Here is a 15186-nt window from a genome sequence, read left to right on the forward strand (position 1 = left end):
GCTAAATAGTTAGTGCTATAGAATTAAAAACGGCATGGTTAATTTTAACCATGCCGTTATATTTTGTATTTTATAAAGAGAATAGGCTGAATTAATCCATTTCTTGCATAGCAGAAACAACAGAAGGATCGTTGATTAGGTTAAATAACAAGCTTTTTGCTGAAGCGCGTTGAGCGTCAGATAAAACTTTTTTCGGGTTTTCACGGGTTAGCGTCAAAATACTGGTGACAAATTTACTGTTCGTACCTGAGAGCTCATAAGCAAAGCGTAATGTATCCATTAATTCTGCTTGAGGTAGGCTATAAACGGCCATTTCACAACTCAAACCATCCATAGCAAGGAAGTTGTTTACTATTTCTTTCTGCTTAGCATTAAACTTTTGTTTGGCTTCAAAAGCATCAATTAAAGCCTGTACTCGATCGGCGATGGCTACAGGTACTTCCATTGTTTTCGTTTTATGAGTCATTGCTGATTCTCCCGACATAGCTGTAAATATATTATTGAGTCAATTTACGTTGTTGTTTACCGTTTGGCATTTCTTTATTTAGACATAATGCAAGTGTCAAAATTGTTATCAAAACCGATTATTCACCATTCGTATCATCATGATAAGGTTTTGTATTCTTAATTAATTTCAATTGCACAATTAACTCATCTAAACGATAAACCAATTGACGTGTTAGCCATAGATAACCATAAGGGCCCAATAAAATCGAGTCTTTTGGTTGTGATATTTGTAATGCCATCTGTTTTAGTTGATGAATGTCCGGCAGTTCAATATTAAGATCTTTATCATCGGCTAATTGATTTAAAATCAACACAATTTGCTGCTGATAGTTTTTCAATCCTGTTTGCTCTAATAACTTACGGCGACCGATATCTGAGCTCCAATGGGTTTCGATGAGTTGTTCAATTAAGCTAATCATTGAACTTTGAATCGTTACAATCGCTTTATAGTGTCCTGTTGACTTTGGGTTTTCCTTTTGTACATTCGCCAGCAAACTAATCATTTTTATTTGGCGTTCATTCACTTGGTTTTTGATCCGCGCTAGGATCTTAATACTTGGTATATGGGCTGATGCATGTGCTTGATAAAGCTGACGTAAATCATGCATGTTTTGATTAAATAGCATATCCCATGAATATTTAGCGCGAATAGGGAAGAGCATTGAAAAAGACATCGCGATCAAACTACCAATAATGATATTAGTGACTCGCCATAATGCAACAGAGACTTCTTGGGCACTGTTACCTTGATATGCCACGATGATCAGTGTCATTACGGCTAAGAAAAAGATATATGTATTTTTACCATGTGACTTAAGCGACAGTAAAAAACACCAGGTTAGTATCCAAATAGGAATAAATGCAACGAGGTTTTGTGGAAAAAAGACAGTAACTAAACCTAAAATGGCGCCGAGTAATGTTCCACCTACACGTTGAAAGCCTTTTTGTTTGATCACGCCTGCATAAGGCTGCATTAACACCACTGCGACTGTGACTGGTCCCCACATTGAATGAGGTACTGGAATAAAGTGATAAAAGACCAAGCTAAATGCGATAGCCATAGTGACACGAAGGGCATGAGAAAATTGTGCGTGCGTTAACAGCAAATTTTTAAAACGAAGATACATAGCGTGCCATAAAGTTAGGTAATTACTTGCTGTGATTATGCGATTAAAATCATAGTCTATCCACCTATTTATGTGTTGTAGGTATCGGGTATCTAACGGGTTACTAAAAATTATGCTGTTATTTTGTAATGGATATTTATTTATCGGCGGATCACTTTTCTTGGTACGACTTCAACGCCTTGCTGATAATGACCTTGAATTGCAGAGAGGGCGAGTTGTAGCGCATGATCAGCAATTAAATCGAATTGCTGTGGGAGTGATTGGATTTTATTGGGTAAAAAATCAAGTAATCGATTATCACCAAAGGTTGCCAAGTATGTTTTTGCCATTACATCGGGATACTTTAACAAACAATCTAGAATACCCTCAAACAAGGTATAAGAAGTGGCAAGGATAGCTTCAGGAAAACAGTTTTCATCAATCCATTGTTGAGCAATTAGTGCACCATGGTGTTGGCTAAATTGCTCACCATAGGCAAGGCTAACATTCATTGTTTTAGGGTGATTGTTGATTGCAGCTTGAAAACCTTGCTCTCGCTCAATAGAAACACCCAGTTCCGCAACGGCGCCAATTAAGCCGATCGATGAAATAGGTTGATCTAATAATGCGTTCGTTAATGCATAAGCACCATCAAGATCTTCACTGATAACGGATGCAAAGTATTCGTCATCTAACGCGCGATCAATGGCGATAACAGGGGTACCTTTTGCCTGTACTTTTTTGTAAAACTCATTATCAGCAGGAAGGGCACTCGCAACAATAAGTGCGTCTAATTTACGACTTAATAATAGATTTGCGACGTCTACTTCAGTGACAGGATCATCATCACTACACGAGATAATAACTTGATAACCTGCAGTTCTAGCATTCAATTCTAGTAACTTAGCAATCTTTGCATAGCTCGTATTGTCGAGATCGGGGATGATCAAACCTAGCGATTGACTACTTCCTGCACGAAGGGAAGACGCCGCGTGATTGGGGCGATAATTGTGCGCGTTAACCACAGCGAGGACTTTTTGCTGTGTCTTGTTACTGATTCGATATTGCTCAGCTTTACCGTTAATAATATAGCTAGCTGTTGTTCTTGATACACCAGCAAGCTTGGCAATTTCATTCAATGTCATCAGTTGATACTTCCATTTAAAGCTGTTTGCGCAGCGCGTTTTGCTATAAATAGCAATTCCTATCCTTATTTCATAACACTAGATATAGATTTAAGGCCAATTTGTGCGTCTCATCATAGATCTAATAATCGCTATGCGTTGATCAATTGTAATTTAAGCTGAAACGATTCAGTATTCAAGCTGAAAGGTTTCAGCAGAATCTATAGGTATAAAATGTTCCCATAATTCGACTGAAACTTTTAATTTGCCCATTTGCTGAAACGATTCAGCCTATATGAATAAGATTCGATACTATCGGAGTTAGAGATGTTGTCATTATCAAAACACGATATTGCTTTGCGTAAATCAGCAAACAATAAACAAGATGCAATCAAAGTACTGGCATCAGAGTTAGAGTCAGAAGGCTTAGTTAAAACGGGATACGTCAATGGTATGTTGGCGCGTGAAGCCCAAAACTCAACCTATCTTGGTAATGGTATAGCGATCCCACACGGTACAACAGAGACGCGAAATCTTGTTAATAAAACAGGTGTAAAGGTTCATCATTTTCCTCAAGGCGTAGACTGGGGCGAGGGGCAAACTGTTTATTTAGCCATTGGGATCGCTGCTAAATCCGATGAGCACCTTGAGATTTTAAAGCAATTAACCAAAGTGCTGTCAGCAGATGGTATCGATGAGAAATTAAAGCGTTGTGATTCAGCAGATGAAGTTATTACGATTTTAATGGGTTCAGAGCAATCGGAAGCAGAATGCAATGCTCAACTTGTTTTAAAAGATTTTCCAGCAACTGATTTATTACAGCTAAGTGCGGTTGCTGCCGGTTTAATAAAGCATCAAGGCTTTGCGAGCAAGCAAATGGTGGCGGATGTTGTCGCAAAAGAGCCGAGTTACTTAGGTCAGGGATTGTGGTTAATAAGTTGCAATCAAGAGGTTGAGCGAACAGCGATTGCTATTGTGACACCATCAGTAATCTTTGAAGAGCACAATCATCCAGTTAAAGGGGTAATTGTTATTGCGGCGAAAAACAGTAGCTATATTGCCAATATTGAACGACTCACTCAGCTGATTTATAGCCAAACGGTTGATGCGTTTTTGTCATCAAGCCCAGAGCAAATGTGTGCAGTGCTTTCTCAAACTCAATTAGAAGGCAATAGCGCAATATTTACGATTAAAAACCCGCATGGCTTACATGCTCGTCCGGGGGCAATGCTGGTTAATACCACCAAGAAGTTTGATGCAGATATACAAGTCGTTAATGTTTCTGGCGGCAGCAAAGCGGTTAATGCAAAGAGCTTAATGAAAGTGATTGGGCTTGGTGTTAAATGTGGTAACGAATTGAAATTTACAGCCAGTGGTAGTGATGCTGAACAAGCACTAACGGCGATCGGACAAGCTATTGCCGATGGTTTAGGCGAGAAACTTTAAGGGTGAAAATAATGAGCGAAACAGAAATTAAACCGTCACTTAAAGTTGTCGCCGTGACGTTAAATCCTGCCTTGGATCTAACTGGGCACCTATCATCTCTTACTGCCGGTACGGTAAATGTGGTGGATTCAGGTTCACTTCATCCAGCAGGTAAAGGCGTTAATGTTGCAAAAGTACTCGCGGAATTAGGTGCGGAAGTAACGGTAACGGGATTATTAGGCCGTGAAAATCAAGACGGTTTTTGTCAGTTATTTGAACAGATCGGTGTTATTGATAAATTTGTCAGGGTATCAGGCGCAACACGTATTAACGTTAAATTGGTTGAGCAAGATGGGCGAGTAAGCGACATAAACTTCCCCGGTGTTGAAGTAAATGCCACTGACATTGCGAAATTTGAAGCGACATTATTTGAACTGGCAAATAGCCATGACGTTTTTGTTATCGCAGGTAGTTTACCCCGTGGAATTTCAACCCAGCAATGTGCGAAATGGATCGAGCAACTTCAACAGCAAGGTAAGCAAGTGTTGTTTGATAGCAGTAAAGCGGCTTTTGCTGAAGGGTTAGACGCAAAACCATGGCTGGTTAAACCGAATGATGAAGAATTAGCGGACTGGGCAAAATGCGAATTACACAGCGATGAAGAAATCATTGAAGTGGCAGAGCAGCTTGCTACTAAAGGCATTGAAAATGTAGTGGTGTCACTGGGTGCGAAAGGAGTGATGTGGCGCAATCATGAAGGTTGGTTACGTGCCGAGCCGCCTAAAATGACGGTAGTTAGTACTGTTGGTGCAGGTGATACCTTAGTTGCTGGTATGTGTTGGGGGCACCTACAGCATTGGACAAAATCAGAGACATTACGTTTTGCAACGGCGCTATCGGCGTATGCAGTAACACAAGTGGGTGTTGGTGTTGATGATATTAGCGCAGTCAAAGCAATCGAAGATAACGTTCAACTTTCATAACTCATAAAAATATAACGTGAAAAGTGCAGGGGTCGAATAATGAATATTAGTATTGTTACCGCATGTCCAAGCGGTATCGCAACAAGTTTAATTGCTGCAGGTTTACTTGAAAAAGCTGCCGCCGAATTAAAATGGCAAGCCAATATTGAGCGCCATTCCTCGTTAAAAGCAACCAATTTGCTAACACAACTACAGATCGAACAAGCTGACTGTATTGTGATTGCCGCCAATGAAAATCTCGCTATTGATGAGCAACGTTTTGTTGGTAAGCGAGTCTTTCGTGCTGATGTTACCGCTTGCATGGAAAACCCAACCGCGTGGTTACAAAAAGCGGTTGAACAGGCATCAGAGCTGACTGTTGAAAGTGTGGCAACTCAAGCTATATCGACCAAGAAAAAGATTGTAGCAATCACCGCGTGTCCAACAGGTGTTGCGCATACGTTTATGGCAGCAGAAGCGCTAGAGACGGAAGCGAAACGTCAAGGTTATGAGATTAAAGTTGAAACACGTGGTTCAGTAGGCGCTAAAAATCAGTTAACAGCCGAGGAAATTGAAGCTGCTGATTTAGTAATTATTGCCGCCGACATTGATGTCGACTTATCTCGTTTTAATGGCAAAGCACTGTATAAAACCAGTACTGGATTGGCACTAAAGAAAACATCTCAAGAAATAGAGAAGGCGTTTGAACAAGCAACGCCTTATACACATACCGTTAAAGAAAATAGCGAGAAGAAAGAAGAAAAAGCAGGCGTTTATAAACACTTAATGACAGGTGTATCTTACATGCTGCCATTAGTTGTTGCGGGTGGTTTGTCTATTGCACTGTCGTTTGTTTTTGGTATCGAGGCATTTAAAGAGCAGGGCACATTAGCGGCGGCCTTAATGAAAATTGGTGGTGAATCTGCCTTTGCATTGATGGTTCCTGTATTAGCTGGCTTTATCGCTTTCTCTATTGCAGACCGCCCGGGTCTAGCACCTGGCTTAATTGGCGGTATGTTAGCAAGTGCGACAGGTGCGGGATTCTTAGGTGGTATTGTTGCAGGTTTCCTCGCAGGTTACAGTGCAAAATTCTTAGCTGAAAAAGTGAAACTGCCACAATCAATGGATGCATTAAAACCTATTTTAATCATTCCGCTGGTGGCGAGTTTAATTACCGGTCTTGTAATGATCTACATTGTTGGTGGTCCAGTATCGGCAGCAATGGAAGGGTTAACCCACTTCCTAAATACAATGGGCTCTGCAAATGCTGTGCTTTTAGGTGTGATTCTAGGTTGTATGATGTGCTTTGACCTTGGTGGTCCAGTAAATAAAGCGGCTTACACCTTTGGTGTGGGTTTATTAGCTTCACATACTTATGCGCCAATGGCTGCGGTTATGGCTGCAGGTATGGTGCCAGCAATGGGCATGGGCTTAGCGACGTTCCTTGCAAAACGTAAATTTGCGGCAAGTGAAAATGAAGCAGGTAAAGCCTCTTTCGTATTAGGTTTATGTTTCATCTCTGAAGGTGCGATTCCATTTGCAGCGCGTGATCCTATGCGTGTTATTCCATGCTGTATGCTAGGTGGCGCATTAACAGGTGCATTATCGATGTTGTTTGGTGCAAAACTAATGGCACCTCATGGTGGATTGTTTGTACTGTTGATCCCTAACGCCATCACACCGCCACTACTTTACCTTGTTGCAATTATTGCAGGTACATTAGTAACGGGTATTTCTTACGCTATATTAAAGCGTCCAGAGCAAAATTCGGCAACGGCATTAGATACAGCAAAAGCGTAATATAACGACAGATATAAAAATGGCGGGATGTATTGAATACACTTTGTTAGAAAGTATATTCAGTCCATCTCGCCATTTTTTGTTTAAAGTTTAACGCTGTACTTACTGCGCAGGTTTCGCTTTATTTCGTGGGTTACGTGGAATGCCCGTATCACGATCAGTAATTGGTTTACGACGTTTAGGCTTAGTTGATTTTGTACTTTCACCACGTGGCGCATTGTTTTTCGAGCGTGTATCGCGACGAGGTTTACGCTCAGAATTATCGCTATCACCGTCACGAGGTGCCATTGGTTTTTTAAACTTAGGCTTATAGTTTAAAACCGAAACGGGTACGTCTTTTTTCGGTACAAAACCTTCGATTTCTTTACGTGTGATCAAATGGCCAAGTAGGCTTTCAATCATGCATAGATTTTTAAAGTTATCGCGTGAAACAAATGAAATCGCTTCACCCGATGCTCCTGCACGACCCGTACGACCAATACGGTGCACATATTCTTCTGGTGGGAACGGTAGATCGTAGTTAACAACACGAGTCAGTTGCTCAATATCGATACCACGCGAAGCGACGCCTGTAGCAATAAGGTATTGCAATTTACCGTTTTTAAAATCTTCCAGTAATTGAGAACGTACTGCTTGGCTACGACCACTGTGGAAAGATTCAGCGGAAATGCCACGCTTTTCTAACTGGGTAACCAGTTTTGCTGCGCCATGTTTGGTTTCGATAAAGATTAATGCTTGATCCCATTTTTGTTCTTGGATCAAATGGCTCAACAAAGCCGATTTCATGTCTTTATCAACAGTAACAAGCCATTGTTCGATTTTTGGATCAGCAGAAGCATCTTTTGCAACTGAGATTTCAATGGGATTGCGCACCGCTGTTTTTGCAAGAAAGCGTACTTGATCAGAAAGCGTTGCTGAGAACAGCATGTTTTGACGATCAACAGGTAAACGCTCAACAATCTTATTAATGTCTTCAATAAAGCCCATATCTAACATACGGTCAGCTTCATCAAGAACAAGAATTTCAATGGCATCAAAGTGGATTGCACGCTTAGTGTACATATCTAATAGACGACCAGGGGTAGCGACAAGAATATCGACACCTTCAATTAGGCGACGTTTCTGTGGTTCGTAATCAACACCACCGTACATTGCCATTGACGTTAAATTTAAGTGCTTACTGTATTGCTTAATATTGTCTTCTACTTGAACGGCTAATTCACGTGTAGGCGCAAGAATGAGCGCACGTATACGTTTTGCGCGAACTTTGGTGCCATCATCTAGCATTTGTAGAATAGGCAGTACAAAACTGGCGGTTTTACCCGTACCTGTTTGTGCTGCTGCCATCAAGTTTTTACCGGTTAGTGCAACAGGAATGGCTTTTTCTTGAATAGGAGTAGGAGAGGTGTAACCCATTTCGGTTACGGCTTTAACGATAGAATCGTTTAATCCAAGCTTAGAGAATGGCATGTAGAATCTCAAAATAAATCATTAAATAGCTAATGCGGAGCACTAACTAACGCAAATACGTACATATTATACCACGCTTAACAATCAGCTGTATGTAGTCAGGCAGAGAAGACAAAAGCAACTAGTTACTAATGATGTTGTTTCTCACTAATGCGCGGCGGACATTATTACAAAGTTTGCCAAATCGACGGATCTCATCAAATTGCGGTGTTTCACCTCGTGAAATAGCGGATTCCCAATAGGTTAAATCAGTATCAACGAGCTCTAACAATTTTTTAGGACAACCGACGCATTTGTTATCAGGGCCACAGACAAACGTACTTTCATCATAAAGAGGAAATTGTTCTTTTACTTGGCTGATTATACTCAACATCGCCGTTTTACGGTCGGGCTTCTTATTCATCATAAAGACTTCCGATAAAATAATATTCTAAAACAGCATAAAACAAATATCTATTGGTAATCATCCTATACTTATGAAAGGTAATAAAACGAAGATATAGATAAATATCATATTGATATAAAACACTATTTTTATTCAATGATCATGTCTAAAAAATTAGCCATAAAGCGCAAATATGCTTTGCAAAATGCATTTTGAGAATAACAGTTTTAATTAATAAGACTTAATTACCTGATAAATCAATAAGTTGCCTGTTTGATAAATTGGCTGGTTAATTGCTCTGTTTTTAGGTAAGTCACTTGATTGTGTGTTGATAAAATTCAGTATTGCAGGGTGATAAGGATGGCAAGAATGATTCAAAGGCGAGATCTCTCGAAATTCGTAGCATCTTTTATGTTTATGACTTGGGCGTTATTGAGTAGTAATGCCTTTGCACAGCAAGATATGGTCGCAGAGCCTGATTGGTTAAAAGCGCAGATTGCAGATAAACAGCCTGTTGTGATTTTCGATGCCCGTGCGAAAGAAGATTATGATAAAGGCCATATACCTACCGCAATCAGTTTTCCTGTGGATGATACTTACGTTATCAAAGACGGTGTTTATTACGTTAAAAATAAGGTCACTATTGCCCCTCTTTTACGTAAAAAAGGGGTAACAAAAGACACCAAGATAATTGTTTATGATCAAGGTGAACTTATGCATGCGTCACGCTTATTTTGGGTATTAGAGCTATATGGCGTGAAAAATGTCGCCATACTCAATGGCGGATTGAATGCATGGCAACAACATAATGCTTTGTCCCAAACAGCAAATAGATTACCTAAGTCTGATTTTGTTCCTGTCTTAAAATCGAATATTTATGCGAGTACGACAGTAGCAAAAGTCGCTGTCCATAACCCTAATTATGAGCTTTATGATAGCCGCACATATGATGAATATTTAGGGAAAAAATCCGTGACTGATAAATATGGTCGAATACCTAAAGCTAAATATATCGAGTTGAATGAGTTTTTTACGACTAATGCAGATGGTCAAAAAATCTTAAAACCTAAATCAGAATTGTCTGACATATTAAGTAAATTAGATAATAACAAGAAAACAATTACATACTGTAATAAAGGTACGGCTTCAACGTTATCTTATTTCTTATTTAAACAAGCTGGATTTAATGTCGCTCATTATGATGGTTCATGGTTAGATTGGTCTGCAAAAGGACTACCCATAGAGAAGTAATATTATCTAAAGGGTTAATGATGAAAAATAAATTGGACGATAATTGTCTTAAAAATGGAAAGAATGAGCGATTAAACGCCAAGATATCACATGATATTGATGTGCATCATTTGTACCATAAAACGAGTTTATTCAGTAAAATAGCGCTGGTAATGAGCAGTGTTCTACTGTGTGTGATGTTAACCGCGCTATATATTAGTTATTACAACAATACCCAGCGAGTCGTCAAAGACATTAAAGTAATGATGAATACCTTTTCACCATTAATCATTGATGCCGCTATTTATAAAGATACAGAAACGTCGATAGAATTAAATCGCTCATTGGAAACCCATAAAAAAATACTCTCTTTATCATTGTATGATTTAGATGGGGATTTAATCCATTTTTATGAGAAGAATGATGGCAACACTTATACACCATTAGCACAAGCCCCTGGTTTATCTATTTATGATGGGAACTATACCCTTACTTATCCAGTATCTTTTAATGGCGATAATATTTTTAATTACGTTATATATTACAGTTCGGCTGACATTATTCGGACGATATTAATACAGCTTTTTGTTTTTATTCTCCCGTTCTTGTTTTTTATTATCTTTATTTTAGTGTACATGTACCGCAAAGTGACAAGACCACTAACGTTTTTGATTGGTCAACTTCCTAAAATTGGTTCGGGTGGTGTGAATATTGCGGAAGTTGAAGATGCAGAAGGGGAGGTGTCATTATTAGCCAGTGAATTAAAAAAAGCTGATGAGTGTATTTACAATACGGAAAGCAAGCTACAAGGCTTAAATAGAAAATTACGAGAGCAGGCCAACGATTTAAGCGAAGCAATAAAAATAAAAGCCGAATTTATGGCGAATATGAGCCATGAAATAAGAACGCCAATGAATGGAGTCCTTGGCTTTGTACAATGCTTAGAAGAGCGAAATTTAGATCAAGAATCACAACGGCAGATTGGTTATATCAAAGAGTCGGCTTATTCATTGTTAGTTATTATTAATGAAATATTGGATTACTCTAAACTAGAGTCGGGTAATGTGGAATTACACATGACGCCATTTAATTTAAAGCCGTTTGTGCATAGCTGTGCGACTCCATTTATCCATCAAGCCAAGATAAAAAAAATACAATTATCAACAGAAATAGGTGAGGGGTTGGCAGATAGCTATACTGCAGATGAAGGTCGATTAAGACAAATTCTGATTAATCTTATTGGTAATGCGGTTAAATTTACCCATACAGGCTCTGTGACATTAGTGGTTGAAAAGCGAGAACCGCCTGAGCAGCAGTGCGAAGAATTAAAAAAATATAACGATAAATATATTCAATGGCTGCGCTTTAAAGTGAAAGATACGGGGATTGGCATTGCTGAAGAAAAACTCGCATTTATCTTTGATTCTTATACCCAAGCTGATGGCTCTATTTCTCGCCAATTTGGTGGAACAGGGCTTGGTTTATCTATATCTAACAGCTTATGTCGATTAATGTCAGCAAAATTACAGGTTGAAAGTACGATTGGTAATGGCACAGAGTTTTGGTTCGATATTCCACTAAAACAATCGGATATTCAGAGAAATGAAAATGGCGAAGATCATGCATTAATCACTAATCTTAGCATGTATGAAGATCGTAAGATTTTAGTGGTTGAAGACAGTATGGTTAATCAACAATTAATTAAGGCATTTTTAACAGCATTTGGTTTGAAAAACATCACCATTGTTAATGACGGGGTACAGGCGGTTGAGTATATGATAGAAAATACCGCCGATGTGATATTAATGGATTGTCAAATGCCTAATATGGGGGGATTAGAGGCGACAGAATTAATTAGAAAGATGCCGTCAATGTCTCGACCTATCATCATAGCCTTAACAGCAAACGTCATGGAGGAAGAGAAGAAACGTTGTTTAAGTGTCGGTATGGATGATTATGTATCGAAACCGATTGAAAAAATCATGCTTTATAAAAGCTTACTACGTGCATTTGATAATGAACATGGTGAATATTGGGCTGCCAATATTTAAAAAATTATCCTACCTATTAATACTGCCTATCAGTCTAATTGAAAAAAACGATTGTTTTTTACACGCTATTTTCTGTAATTTATTAGTCATAAAGTATCGATATGAATTATCACTTTGAGAGTTAGCGCCTATCTGATAAGTTACGACCCAGCAAGGTATTTAACACCATTAAGTAAGTAGAGAGAAAATGGCAGTTTTAGAAATTTTAACCGAACCAAATCCAAAGCTACGCGTTCAAGCAGAAGATGTTGTAGACGTGAAAGCTGAGCACATTCAAACGCTGATTGATGACATGCTTCATACCATGTACGAAACGGGTAATGGTATCGGTTTAGCGGCACCTCAAGTTGGCCGTAAAGAATCTATCATTGTTATCGACTTATCTGAAGAGCGCAACGAGCCACAGGTATTCGTAAACCCTAAGATTGTTCGTGGTGAAAATCCTGTTGTTGGTCAAGAAGGTTGTCTATCTGTTCCTGATTACTACGCAGATGTAGAGCGTTTTGAAAAAATCGAATTAACAGCGCTTGATCGTGATGGTAATGATATTCACCTTGAGCGTGATGATTTCCTTGCTATCGCATTACAGCATGAAATTGATCACCTAAAAGGTATTCTATTCATTGATTATCTATCACCTCTTAAGCGCCAAATGGCAATGAAGAAAGTGAAGAAATTCTTGAAGGCACAAGCGAAGTAATTCACTCTCGCTTAGAAAAAACGGTGAAAGGTTGATAGCCTCTCACCGTTTTTTTATGTCTTAATTTTGCGTCAAATTACAGTAATCAGATGGCATACCATGCTCGTTTAATTCGTGACGCTGTAACGAAACTTGACGACCAAAAATAACCGGTTGGTTATATTTACCGTGACCGATAAAAGGGAAGTAATACACGGGTTTGCCAAGTTGTTTAGCAAATTGTTCAAGCACATGTTTATACATTAGACGGTCTTGATCGTTAGGATCCATGTTGTAGTACTGACCAAACACAATCGCATTAACGTCAAAGTCTTTTAAGAACAGTAATTGCTGAAGATAGCGATCAAGCTGGCGGTAAGTAACGCCAATATCTTCCAGCAGTAGGACTTTATTTGAAAAATCAGGTTGGTAATGTGTGCCAAAGGTGGCTGAAACTAATGTGTGATTACCACCGATAAGCTGACCCGATACAGATGCGCTCTTAGCTAAATCATTGAGAGGCAATACGTTGTTGTAGCTCACCCCGTCATTTATTAAGGTTTTTAAATCAGGAATAGGTTGCTCATTACCGCCGTTGGTCGCTTGATTGGTTGAGGCGTTCACAGCATGGACTGATTGCCAGCCTAATTCGTTATTAATAAAACTATGGATAGCTGTAACATCGCTAAAACCAACAATCATTTTTGGTTTTATTTCCTGCAACTGTGTCTTGTAAGCGTGCAAAAATGGCAAGAGGTTTAACGCGCCACCACCACCACGGAAGAACCATAGGACATCAATCGTAGGATCCAGTAAAGCGGCAATAAGGTTATTTGCTCGTTCTTGATCTGTATTCACATAACCGATGTCGGAAATCACTTGGTTTAAATATTTGGTGGTAACCATGTAACCATGGGCAATAAAAGTATCAACCACGTTATTGACGCTTTGTTCATCATATTGAGTTGAACATGAAATTAGGGCGATTTGGTTCAAATCTTTTGCGCAAATATGATCGGAATCTAACGCATTATTGTTCATTGTATTCATATTAGATCTGTCTTCAATTTAGCGTGTGCCATGTTAAAAACCACTGAAAAGCGTGGTTTTTAAAGATGGCAATGAGTATAACAGATTGTTTCTTCGTTATTTTAGGTCAGCGTCAGAAATCACGGCGCAGGGTAAATTGCACCTAATGTGGTTAATCGTGATGCGCCAGTTACTTCGGGTAAATTACCTGATAATCCATGTAGCGTGCGATAGCCAAGCCATGCAAATGCCATTGCTTCCATGTTATCGCTATCGACACCACGCTCATTGGTGGTCGTCACTGTCCAATCAATTAGCAGTTCTGTTAAACGACGCATTATTAATGGGTTATGGGCTCCGCCACCACACACTAATAACTCATTAGGCATGTTATCGGGCGTATCTTGCGCTGTTTTTCTTACATCGTTGGCAATGGTTACTGCAGTGTATTCCGCTAAGGTTGCCTGTACATCTTCAGGCTTAATGGTTAAACCTGATAAATGTTGCTCTAACCAAGGCAAGTTAAACAATTCTCGTCCAGTACTTTTCGGTGCAGATAGTGATAGGTAAGGTTCGCTGAGTAGGTTAGCTAATAGCTTTGAGTTAACCTTTCCTGATAATGCCCACTGTGCATTTTTATCATAGCTTTGTTGAAGGTGTAGGTTGATCCATGCATCCATTAACATGTTGCCAACACCAGTATCAAAACCTATTACGGGTTTATTCGGTGTCAGAACGGTTATATTGGAAATACCGCCAATGTTTAAAATGACACGATTAATGTTTTTATCGCTAAATAGTTGCTGGTGGAATGCAGGCACTAATGGCGCACCTTGACCGCCAAATGCCATGTCTTTACGGCGAAAATCAGCAACGGTAGTAATCCCTGTGTTAGCAGCGATGATATTGGCGTCACCTAATTGCATGGTAAAAGGATAGGGTGAATCGGGAGCATGGAAAACGGTTTGACCGTGACTGGCAACGGCTTTGATACTCTCTGCTGAGGTAGCTGTTTTCTCAAGTAATCCATTTACTGCATCTGCAAATAAATGGCCTAAACGGTGATCAAGCTCGCCAATGGCTAGGAGATTGGTTGACTGTCCAATACAAACGTCGAGTAATGCTTGCTTTAAATCACTCGGCATTGGGTGGTCATAATTGCCTAATAGGGTGATTTTAGTGTTATCTATTTCAACCAACACAGCATCAACACCGTCCATGCTAGTGCCAGACATTAGGCCAATATACTTTTCCATCGCAAATTCCATACATATTACAAGGCTGTAGCCATACTTTAGAGCTTACTGTTTCATAATTAAATAGATTTTAACGAAGTGCTTTGCATATATTTTAAAAGTGAAACCAAAATATAGGCGAATAGCCCAAAAGGTTTTGAAATTGATCTAAGAAACAGCCGA

At 39.3% G+C, this 15186-nt stretch carries 13 protein-coding genes; 6 read left to right on the forward strand and 7 right to left on the reverse strand.

Going from position 1 to position 15186, the window contains the following annotated elements; genetic code table 11:
* Positions 1–91: 91 nt before the first annotated feature.
* The 3 genes from C9J38_RS03560 to cra form a co-directional block, all read right to left on the reverse strand.
* Positions 92–466 (reverse strand): hypothetical protein, encoded by a 375-nt coding sequence (locus C9J38_RS03560; RefSeq protein ID WP_107205896.1) that lies wholly within the window; start codon positions 464–466, stop codon positions 92–94.
* A gap of 118 nt (positions 467–584) precedes the next feature.
* Positions 585–1634 carry an FUSC family protein gene (locus C9J38_RS03565; protein ID WP_107205897.1) on the reverse strand — a complete coding sequence of 350 codons (1050 nt, stop codon included), beginning with the start codon at positions 1632–1634 and terminating at the stop codon, positions 585–587.
* A gap of 140 nt (positions 1635–1774) precedes the next feature.
* On the reverse strand, positions 1775–2758 hold the full coding sequence (gene cra / locus C9J38_RS03570) for a catabolite repressor/activator (protein ID WP_107205898.1): 984 nt from the start codon (positions 2756–2758) through the stop codon (positions 1775–1777).
* A gap of 306 nt (positions 2759–3064) precedes the next feature.
* Between cra and fruB the strand changes: the two genes are divergently transcribed.
* The 3 genes from fruB to fruA are packed head-to-tail and all read left to right on the forward strand — an operon-like array spanning position 3065 to position 6924.
* The gene (gene fruB, locus C9J38_RS03575; RefSeq protein WP_107205899.1) at positions 3065–4183 is read left to right on the forward strand and encodes a fused PTS fructose transporter subunit IIA/HPr protein; all 1119 of its coding nucleotides are present in this window, start codon (positions 3065–3067) and stop codon (positions 4181–4183) included.
* 11 nt (positions 4184–4194) lie between these two features.
* Positions 4195–5145: a 1-phosphofructokinase gene (pfkB, locus tag C9J38_RS03580; RefSeq protein ID WP_107205900.1), complete on the forward strand. Its 951-nt coding sequence runs from the start codon at positions 4195–4197 to the stop codon at positions 5143–5145.
* 39 nt (positions 5146–5184) lie between these two features.
* Positions 5185–6924, forward strand: coding sequence for a PTS fructose transporter subunit IIBC (gene fruA / locus C9J38_RS03585; RefSeq protein WP_107205901.1), 1740 nt, complete (start codon positions 5185–5187; stop codon positions 6922–6924).
* Positions 6925–7026: 102 nt separating this feature from the next.
* Here the strand turns inward: fruA and C9J38_RS03590 are convergent, their stop codons facing one another.
* On the reverse strand, positions 7027–8394 hold the full coding sequence (locus C9J38_RS03590) for a DEAD/DEAH box helicase (RefSeq protein ID WP_107205902.1): 1368 nt from the start codon (positions 8392–8394) through the stop codon (positions 7027–7029).
* Positions 8395–8515: 121 nt separating this feature from the next.
* Positions 8516–8797, reverse strand: a complete 282-nt coding sequence (locus C9J38_RS03595; RefSeq protein WP_173425657.1) for a hypothetical protein — start codon at positions 8795–8797, stop codon at positions 8516–8518.
* Positions 8798–9139: 342 nt separating this feature from the next.
* Here C9J38_RS03595 and C9J38_RS03600 point away from each other — a divergent pair, with 342 nt between their 5' ends.
* The 3 genes from C9J38_RS03600 (at position 9140) to def (ending at position 12760) form a co-directional block, all read left to right on the forward strand.
* A complete protein-coding gene (locus tag C9J38_RS03600) occupies positions 9140–10030 on the forward strand; it encodes a sulfurtransferase (protein ID WP_233217601.1) in 891 nt (296 codons plus the stop codon).
* Positions 10031–10182: 152 nt separating this feature from the next.
* A complete protein-coding gene (locus tag C9J38_RS03605) occupies positions 10183–12060 on the forward strand; it encodes an ATP-binding protein (RefSeq protein WP_233218464.1) in 1878 nt (625 codons plus the stop codon).
* 187 nt (positions 12061–12247) lie between these two features.
* Positions 12248–12760: a peptide deformylase gene (gene def, locus C9J38_RS03610; RefSeq protein WP_005367524.1), complete on the forward strand. Its 513-nt coding sequence runs from the start codon at positions 12248–12250 to the stop codon at positions 12758–12760.
* 60 nt (positions 12761–12820) lie between these two features.
* On the opposite strand, the gene C9J38_RS03615 is transcribed toward def, so the two are convergent.
* Both C9J38_RS03615 and C9J38_RS03620 read right to left on the reverse strand, forming a co-directional pair.
* Positions 12821–13789: an LD-carboxypeptidase gene (locus tag C9J38_RS03615; protein WP_107205905.1), complete on the reverse strand. Its 969-nt coding sequence runs from the start codon at positions 13787–13789 to the stop codon at positions 12821–12823.
* 119 nt (positions 13790–13908) lie between these two features.
* Positions 13909–15024 carry an anhydro-N-acetylmuramic acid kinase gene (locus C9J38_RS03620; RefSeq protein WP_107205906.1) on the reverse strand — a complete coding sequence of 372 codons (1116 nt, stop codon included), beginning with the start codon at positions 15022–15024 and terminating at the stop codon, positions 13909–13911.
* Positions 15025–15186: the final 162 nt, after the last annotated feature.

It is taken from the genome of Photobacterium sp. GB-210, assembly GCF_003026075.1.
Lineage (GTDB): Bacteria > Pseudomonadota > Gammaproteobacteria > Enterobacterales > Vibrionaceae > Photobacterium.